The following is a 481-nucleotide window of genomic DNA, read 5'->3' as shown; positions in this document are numbered from 1 at the left end:
ATGCTGACGGAAACGAACATGGACACCAAGATATGAAAGACCGAACCTACCAGCTTCTCGAAGTCGCCAACGGCAAGCCCATCAAACTCTGGACCGAAGGTGTCCCGGTTGAAAACGAAGCCCGCGCACAGTTGATGAATACGGCAAAAATGCCGTTCATCTTCAAGCATCTGGCGGTGATGCCCGATGTGCACTTGGGCAAGGGCTCGACAATTGGCAGCGTGATTCCAACGGTCGGCGCGATCATTCCCGCAGCGGTGGGCGTCGACATCGGTTGCGGCATGATCGCTGCGCGTACGTCGCTGACGGCCGCAGATCTGCCAGACAACCTGCATGGATTGCGTACTGCAATCGAAAAAGCGGTGCCGCACGGCCGCAGTTCGAATCGTTCGCGGCGAGACAAAGGCGCCTGGGACGAGGTTCCGCAGCAAGCCGATCAGGCCTGGGCGGGGTTGCAGCCGCGCTTCAAATTGATCACCGA

1 protein-coding gene is annotated in these 481 nt (G+C 58.6%); it reads left to right on the top strand.

Annotated features, from left to right (window positions below; genetic code table 11):
• Positions 1–32: 32 nt before the first annotated feature.
• A partial coding sequence (locus tag J5M56_RS24830) for an RtcB family protein (protein WP_207938040.1) occupies positions 33–481 on the top strand: 449 nt, incomplete at its 3' end.

It is taken from the genome of Pseudomonas sp. 51_B, from assembly GCF_017491595.1.
Lineage (GTDB): Bacteria > Pseudomonadota > Gammaproteobacteria > Pseudomonadales > Pseudomonadaceae > Aquipseudomonas > Aquipseudomonas promysalinigenes.
Note: the sequence above shows the minus strand (reverse complement) of the source record. Positions and strands in the feature narration are given on the sequence as shown.